The sequence below is a fragment of the Ruegeria sp. YTSC199 genome (genome assembly GCF_059609725.1).
Map to the genome: position 1 here is coordinate 1 of NZ_JBXWMF010000058.1, position 6,131 is coordinate 6,131.

The following is a 6,131-nucleotide window of genomic DNA, read 5'->3' on the forward strand; positions in this document are numbered from 1 at the left end:
TAATCAAACCAACCAGATGCGCCAGATCCTCTCTTAGCTCAGGCAGCCATCTGTCCCAAAATCCCTGACAACGGACAGCATCACCTTACAAGCGAACTTGTCTCGCCTCAGTCCGTAGAATTAGTGATACTAGCGCGACAATTCCAACCGATAACTCCAAAACTGTGACAAAGAGCAATCCGGGAACCGGTGCACCGTCGACTAGTAAACTCCAAACCCGCCCAACGCCAAAGGACGTGTAGATTAGCGCCGTCAGCGCTGTTGCGTAGTTACGCCAACGAGAAATCTTCAGCGTTGCCAGCACAAATAAGCCGGAGAATAGCAAAAATGCCCCAGGAGCTCGGATTTCACTTAACAGGTTTGGGTTAGTCCCAATATCAACGCCATTCTTTGCGTGTAGTACGTCAGGAGCGAGTAACATTGTCCCTCCTGCACCGACTATCATAGCGCCAGCGACCAACAAAAAGGCGGATTCAGCAATAGGTTTCATTTTCATATCAAACTCCGTTCAATTCAGCAGGTGGTGGGTCCGTCAGTGAAGAAATAGCTGCCCCACCAATCTTTGCTGAAAACACGTAGAGGTTTGAAATATCGGCGAAAAGAAGTAAGATCGCGCATAGGGTGCGCATTTTTTAAACGCCGGAAGAATGCGACTTAGCCAACTGAATAAACGCTTGGACTTTCGCCGTACGATGCATGTCCACGTGCGTGACCAGCCAAGTCGCCTCATGCCAATCTTCCTTCGGCTCAACAAGTTGCTTGAGGGAAGCCTCCTCGGCGCGGAGAGACGGGAGAAAACCAGCACCTAACCCACTTCGTACAGCAGCCCAGAGCACCGGCAACCTGTTGCTTCGGAAACCAACTGCCCGACTTGGAACGCCGGCAGCTAGCCATTCAAAGTAAGGAGACTTAGGCGCATGAATTGTTGGCCCCACCAAGCAGTTGTCTGGCAGCTGATTTAAATCTTCCGGCCAGTCTGTTTCTTGCTGCGCAAAAAGACCCATCCTAATTTTCACAAAAGGTATCACCACGTTGTCTGGGTGTTGGGGCTTTGGGCCGATGCGCAGAGCAATGTCTGCCTCGCCATATTCCAAGCGCAGTTTTTGGTCGGATCCAATAACTTCAATTTTCATTCCTGGATTGGTAGCCTGGAATGACTTTATGACCGGGAGTATTAGCGGTGCTAGATCATCCACCAACGTGATTTTTAGCGTCCCTTCCAGCCTTTTCCCTTGAGCATTGGCCCGCAATGAAAGCTCGTTGAAGTGAGCTTCGGTAGCATCCGCCATATTCAGGAGTTCTTGTGCCAATGGCGTTGCGGTGAACCCGTTGGGGTGCCTAAGAAACAGTTTTGCACCCAGTTGCTTTTCAAGTGCATCAATGTGCCTGACCACGGTAGCTCTATGCAAACCGAGCGCTTCTGCAGCAGCACTTACTGTGCCCAATCGAGCTACAAAAGCGGCGGTTCGAATGTCGTTCCAGTTTTTCATCAAATTTCTCTTGCCTTAGCAGACAATTGCAGGGTTGTTGTTTTGTTTCCACTTTGCGGTTCCGGCACTTCAGAAGAGTCGCAAGCGGTCCTTTGGCACCCGAAGTTTGGTTCGAGCAAAAGAGGTAAGTTATGCAGCCTGAGTTTTGGAAATTGCAATGCACTATGTGGCATCGTTCAGGCGTATCGTTTCCCACTCTTGACTTGATAGCATGCGATGCCCGCTTTTTAAAAAGTGGTGTCTTGAAGCGACTTTGGACTATGCCACTAGGCTCTGGTTCATAGTTCTCGGCGTCCACCCTCATAGGCCAACAATTTGGCGATGATCAATTTCCGCGCAGGCGCTGCGCGTCATAGAGCCTCGTTTGCAGTTTTTTTACTGCCATATCTCCGGAGCACTCGGGTGCGTAACTTGGATGGCTTTGAGGGAAACGGGGCACGGATCATTGATCCAACAGTGCAACTCGGATCAATCAAAGCAACCATCAGCCTAATAAGGAAAATCAAATGCCAAGACGATCGAAAACTGCTGCTCTGTCAACGGTTGCTTGCCTACTAGCGCCGGCAATGGCAACGGCAGGAGAACTGAAATTCTATGATCTTACACAACCTATTCCTACCTTCGAACCTCTTGCCAGCGACCCGTTGAAGCCTGACCTGTCGAAACCGGTAGGAGATAGCAAACCAATTGCAGGCTTCTATCACCAGGCAATTTTGTACCCTGCTGATATTTGGCCCACCAATGAAGGTGAGTTCCTTTCGGCAGCCATACTTATTCAAGAACACAATGGTACGAGCTTTAACAGCCCAAACCACTATTTGAACAACAGTGACAGCCTATCAAAAGGCAGTATTGCAAATGATCAGAGGCGCGCCACAGAGGAGTTAACAGCTGAAGACCTAACCGGCAAAGTGGTCATGATAGATGTCTCTGATCGCGTGGCAGCGGAATTGCAGAAAAACGATGGGCTCCCGCACCTTGACAAGTCGATTACTGATTTCTCTGACACTTCGCAAGCGACCGTGCGTGCAGCGGACATCGACAATGTTGCCGATCAAATTGTAGACGGCGCTTGGGTCGTGGCCAATCTTGGCTGGGGACAATTCTACGGAATGGGCGGCGAAGATTGGGAAGCGGCGGGGTACGTCAACGGTCTCAACCATCCTGGCTTCACAGAAGAAGCGCTCGATCGACTCATCGAGATTATGGATGAAAAAGGTGTCCGCATATCAGGCATCGCTACTGACAGTCTGAGTGGAGACTCCGGCGATGGAGTCCGCGGGTCTTCCGACGACTGGTCAGACTCTTGGCCCGCGCATGTCAAGCTATACCAACGTGATATCTTACTGGTTGAGAACCTTGCAAATGTAGACGAACTTTCAGCAGCCTCTAAGAAAGGTGACTGTTCGCTCATCGTCGGCGCCTTGAACCATGTTGGCGGGACAGGCGGCCCCGCTCGAGTTTTTGGCGTCTGCGACAGTGACAAAAACGGTTAACCCCTACTCCATAATGGATTTCCCGATCAGCAAAATAGTCGTGCGGTCCTCAGCCTAGCTGATCAACGACACTCATGTGTCACTAATTCCGAACCACTATAAATCTCGCTTCTCAAGCGTAAGTTAGGAGAATGTATGTCTCAGAAAGCGGTAGAGCTCGCGGAAATAAAGCTCAAAGATGGTATTAGGGTCGAAGACCTAATGGCGGCATCTCAGAGACTACAGGTAGAGTTTCTGGATATGATGAAGGGCTTTATCAAGCGTGAACTTTTGCAACTAAATGAAAGGGAATACGCCGACCTTGTATATTGGGAAAGCCAAGAAGATGCTCAAGCGGCCTTCAATTTGTTCACTGGATCTCCTGCCTGCCTTGAGTTTTTGGCCTTGATGGAATTTGATGAAAGTGACCCAGCTGCCGGTGTTTCACTTTATAGGTCTATAGAGTCTTACGGCACCGTTTGATCCGCTGTGCCAAGTCACTCCACATAGAAGCTGAGATATCCGTCGCTCGTTTCGAGCGGCGGTTTTCTATGCCAGAGAGCTTCACCAATGCTCTGGTTTTATTTGTTTTGGACAGTACTTACTCATTAAATTTGAACGACTTTTTACAAGCGCAGAAAGCAATCCGTTCGAAACAGTTTACAGTTACTGCGCGTGCTTTGGCTTAGAGTAGCACAGGAACTTTACTTTCACTTTGACTGCCTTTTCATCTCATTCTTTAGGTAATCTACAAAGACTCGGACTTTTGGCGGTAAAAATTTTGAACTGCTGTAGAGCACTGAAATATCCAGCGTACTATTGATTGCGTCGGGCAAAATTTGCACCAGATCACCACTCTCAATGTCATCCTCCACAGAATAGAGAGGGCATTTTGCGACGCCCCCACCAGCAAGCGCATACTTTCTCGCTGCCTCCGCGCTATTCACGGATATCTGCTCAGGTAAACGTAGATGAATGGTGTCACCCCCTACATTAAAAGTCCAAGTTCCGTTGTCGCGAAAATTAGTATCGATAACGCACTTGTGCTCTCTGAGATCTGACGGATGATTGAGTCTTGGAGCGCCAGATAGATAACCAGGAGAGGCGCAAAGCACTACTGCAGTCGAAGCAATCTTGCTGGCAATCAAGCCTGAGTCTGCTAGGCGCCCAATTCTAATCGCTAGATCAAATCCCTCTTCTACTATCCCTTCATAATGATCACTGAGACTTAAATTTATCAAAATGTGGGGATATCGTGTCTGAAACTCAACAAAATGCGGCATCAAGCACTTTTCGGTGAAGGTCGTAGGTGCGCTAATACGTAATCGGCCCGAAGGAGACTCACTGTCTGGATGCACCAAAGCCTCAAGTTCATCAACGCTTGCCACTAAGGAGATACACCCTTCGTAGTAAGTAGTACCCGCCTCAGTTAAACTCACTGCTCGTGTTGTTCGATGCAGCAAGCGAACACCTAAATGCTCCTCTAACTTGGCAACTTGCTTTGACACAAGTTTGCTCGACAGGTTCAAACGTGCTGCGGCCTCCTTGAATGAACCAGCAGCCACCACGTTCACGAAGCACCGCATGGCCTGCAGTGTGTCCACGATTACCTCCAAAAAAACCGGTACTGAAACGCCCAAAGTAGCCATTATCTCAGTCGGTGACGAGTGCTAGTTCGTCAGTTGCACAAGCAAGGAGACAGGCATGATAGACAAGGACTTGGCACCGTATGCGGCGTTACTTCTTCGGGTCACATTGGGGGTCCTATTTCTAGCACACGCGGCAACTAAAATATTAGTCATTACTCCAGAAGGTACGGCTCAATTCTTCATAAGCATCGGACTACCAGGCCCCCTAGCGTACATTGTAATAATTGCCGAGATAATCGGCGGCATTGCTCTGGTACTTGGCTACCATTCCCGGATCGCAGCGATGGCTTTGCTTCCAATACTCCTTGGTGCAATCTTGTTCGCTCACGGTGCAAATGGATGGCTCTTTTCAAACCCTCACGGGGGTTGGGAGTATCCTGCATTTTGGGCAGCTGCGCTGGTTGTGCACGCAATGACCGGAGAGGGGGTTTTTTCAATCCGGTCTTGTAAATTGAAGTTCTCTCCGAGCCGAGCGAGCTAGTTACCCGGCTTTGCTTAGCCGGCTCCTCCTAAAATTCAGGGCAAAGCCAATGAACAGTGCATCCGCCATAAGTCACTGGAATGAAATTCGAACCGCTGCAAGTGTAGCTAAACTTGGCACGGTCAGTGCTGCTTCGTCACAGCTAAATGTCCATAGAGCCACGATAACTCGCCACATTGATAGTTTGGAGGCGTCATTGGGGGTTCGGTTATTTTTACGGCACCGTAGTGGGTACACAGCGACCAAGATAGGACAAGAGTTGCTTCGCATCGCCGAAACCACAAGCATGCAAGTTGATCGCGTCAAGAGAATGGTTGAAAGTGAAATAGCTGGGCATTTGGGCACTATTACTATTTCCACGGTCGAAACACTAAGCCCGCTTTTGCTACAGCTAATCGGTGATTTAAAAGCAAATCACTCCGGTTTGGGTATTTCCATCATCTTGACTGACGAAATTTTAAAGTTGGAAAAAGGCGAAGCGGATGCAGTTCTGAGGATAGGTCCCAAGCCAACTGATCCGGACAATGTTGTGATTTTCGTAAGAAAACTGGAAGTCGGTTTCTTTGCACCTTTATCTATGGGAACTGGCTGGGGACTAGAGGATTTACCTGATGGTTGTGTTGCGGGTGCCTCAGATAATGCACCGTCTGTTCCCTATTTGAACTGGCTCGAAGAAAATATTCCCTCAAAGTTAATCGGGATGCGTAGTAGAAGTATTCCAGTCCTTTGGGATTTAGTGCGAACTGGAAAGGCCGTTGGTTTTTTACCACGCGAATTGGCAGACCCGGCTCTCTTGACTGAAGTTTGTGCAACACAAGATTCCTGGCAGGAGGACATTTGGTTTGTGACGCATGTGGATATGCACCGATCCACACAAATTCAAGAAGTCGTCAGACTGCTAAAAGCGAGATTGCGCGAAAACGGTTTCGCCCTAGTTGCTCCAGTCTGATTAGCTTGAATGTCCGTCATCGAATGATTTGGAACACGAGCGTTTGATTGGCTTAGGAGGATCAGGCTCGCTGTAGTTTCAATCTAC

The 6,131-nt window shown here is 48.9% G+C and carries 7 protein-coding genes and 1 pseudogene; 5 read left to right on the forward strand and 3 right to left on the reverse strand.

Annotated elements, in window-relative coordinates; all coding sequences use genetic code 11:
* Window positions 1-85: 85 nt before the first annotated feature.
* Window positions 86-496, reverse strand: a complete 411-nt coding sequence (locus AC2FEE_RS25335; RefSeq protein ID WP_496868186.1) for a DUF4345 domain-containing protein — start codon at window positions 494-496, stop codon at window positions 86-88.
* Window positions 497-632: 136 nt separating this feature from the next.
* Window positions 633-1,490 carry a LysR family transcriptional regulator gene (locus tag AC2FEE_RS25340; protein ID WP_496868187.1) on the reverse strand — a complete coding sequence of 286 codons (858 nt, stop codon included), beginning with the start codon at window positions 1,488-1,490 and terminating at the stop codon, window positions 633-635.
* 566 nt (window positions 1,491-2,056) lie between these two features.
* Here AC2FEE_RS25340 and AC2FEE_RS25345 point away from each other — a divergent pair.
* Entirely contained in the window at window positions 2,057-2,986 is a 930-nt protein-coding gene (locus AC2FEE_RS25345) for a cyclase family protein (RefSeq protein WP_496868188.1), read from the forward strand.
* A 135-nt stretch (window positions 2,987-3,121) separates the two neighbouring features.
* Window positions 3,122-3,448 (forward strand): antibiotic biosynthesis monooxygenase family protein, encoded by a 327-nt coding sequence (locus AC2FEE_RS25350; RefSeq protein WP_480711234.1) that lies wholly within the window; start codon window positions 3,122-3,124, stop codon window positions 3,446-3,448.
* A gap of 227 nt (window positions 3,449-3,675) precedes the next feature.
* Here AC2FEE_RS25350 and AC2FEE_RS25355 read toward each other — a convergent pair whose 3' ends face one another.
* Window positions 3,676-4,569, reverse strand: coding sequence for a LysR family transcriptional regulator (locus tag AC2FEE_RS25355; protein ID WP_496868189.1), 894 nt, complete (start codon window positions 4,567-4,569; stop codon window positions 3,676-3,678).
* 100 nt (window positions 4,570-4,669) lie between these two features.
* Between AC2FEE_RS25355 and AC2FEE_RS25360 the strand changes: the two genes are divergently transcribed.
* The 3 genes and pseudogenes from AC2FEE_RS25360 to AC2FEE_RS25370 all read left to right on the forward strand — a co-directional run bounded on the left by AC2FEE_RS25360 (window position 4,670) and on the right by AC2FEE_RS25370 (window position 6,044).
* Window positions 4,670-5,095, forward strand: a complete 426-nt coding sequence (locus tag AC2FEE_RS25360; RefSeq protein ID WP_496868190.1) for a DoxX family protein — start codon at window positions 4,670-4,672, stop codon at window positions 5,093-5,095.
* A 49-nt stretch (window positions 5,096-5,144) separates the two neighbouring features.
* A pseudogene (locus tag AC2FEE_RS25365) lies at window positions 5,145-5,339 on the forward strand (helix-turn-helix domain-containing protein); the annotation flags it as partial.
* A gap of 15 nt (window positions 5,340-5,354) precedes the next feature.
* Window positions 5,355-6,044, forward strand: coding sequence for a substrate-binding domain-containing protein (locus tag AC2FEE_RS25370; RefSeq protein ID WP_496868191.1), 690 nt, complete (start codon window positions 5,355-5,357; stop codon window positions 6,042-6,044).
* Window positions 6,045-6,131 lie beyond the last annotated feature (87 nt).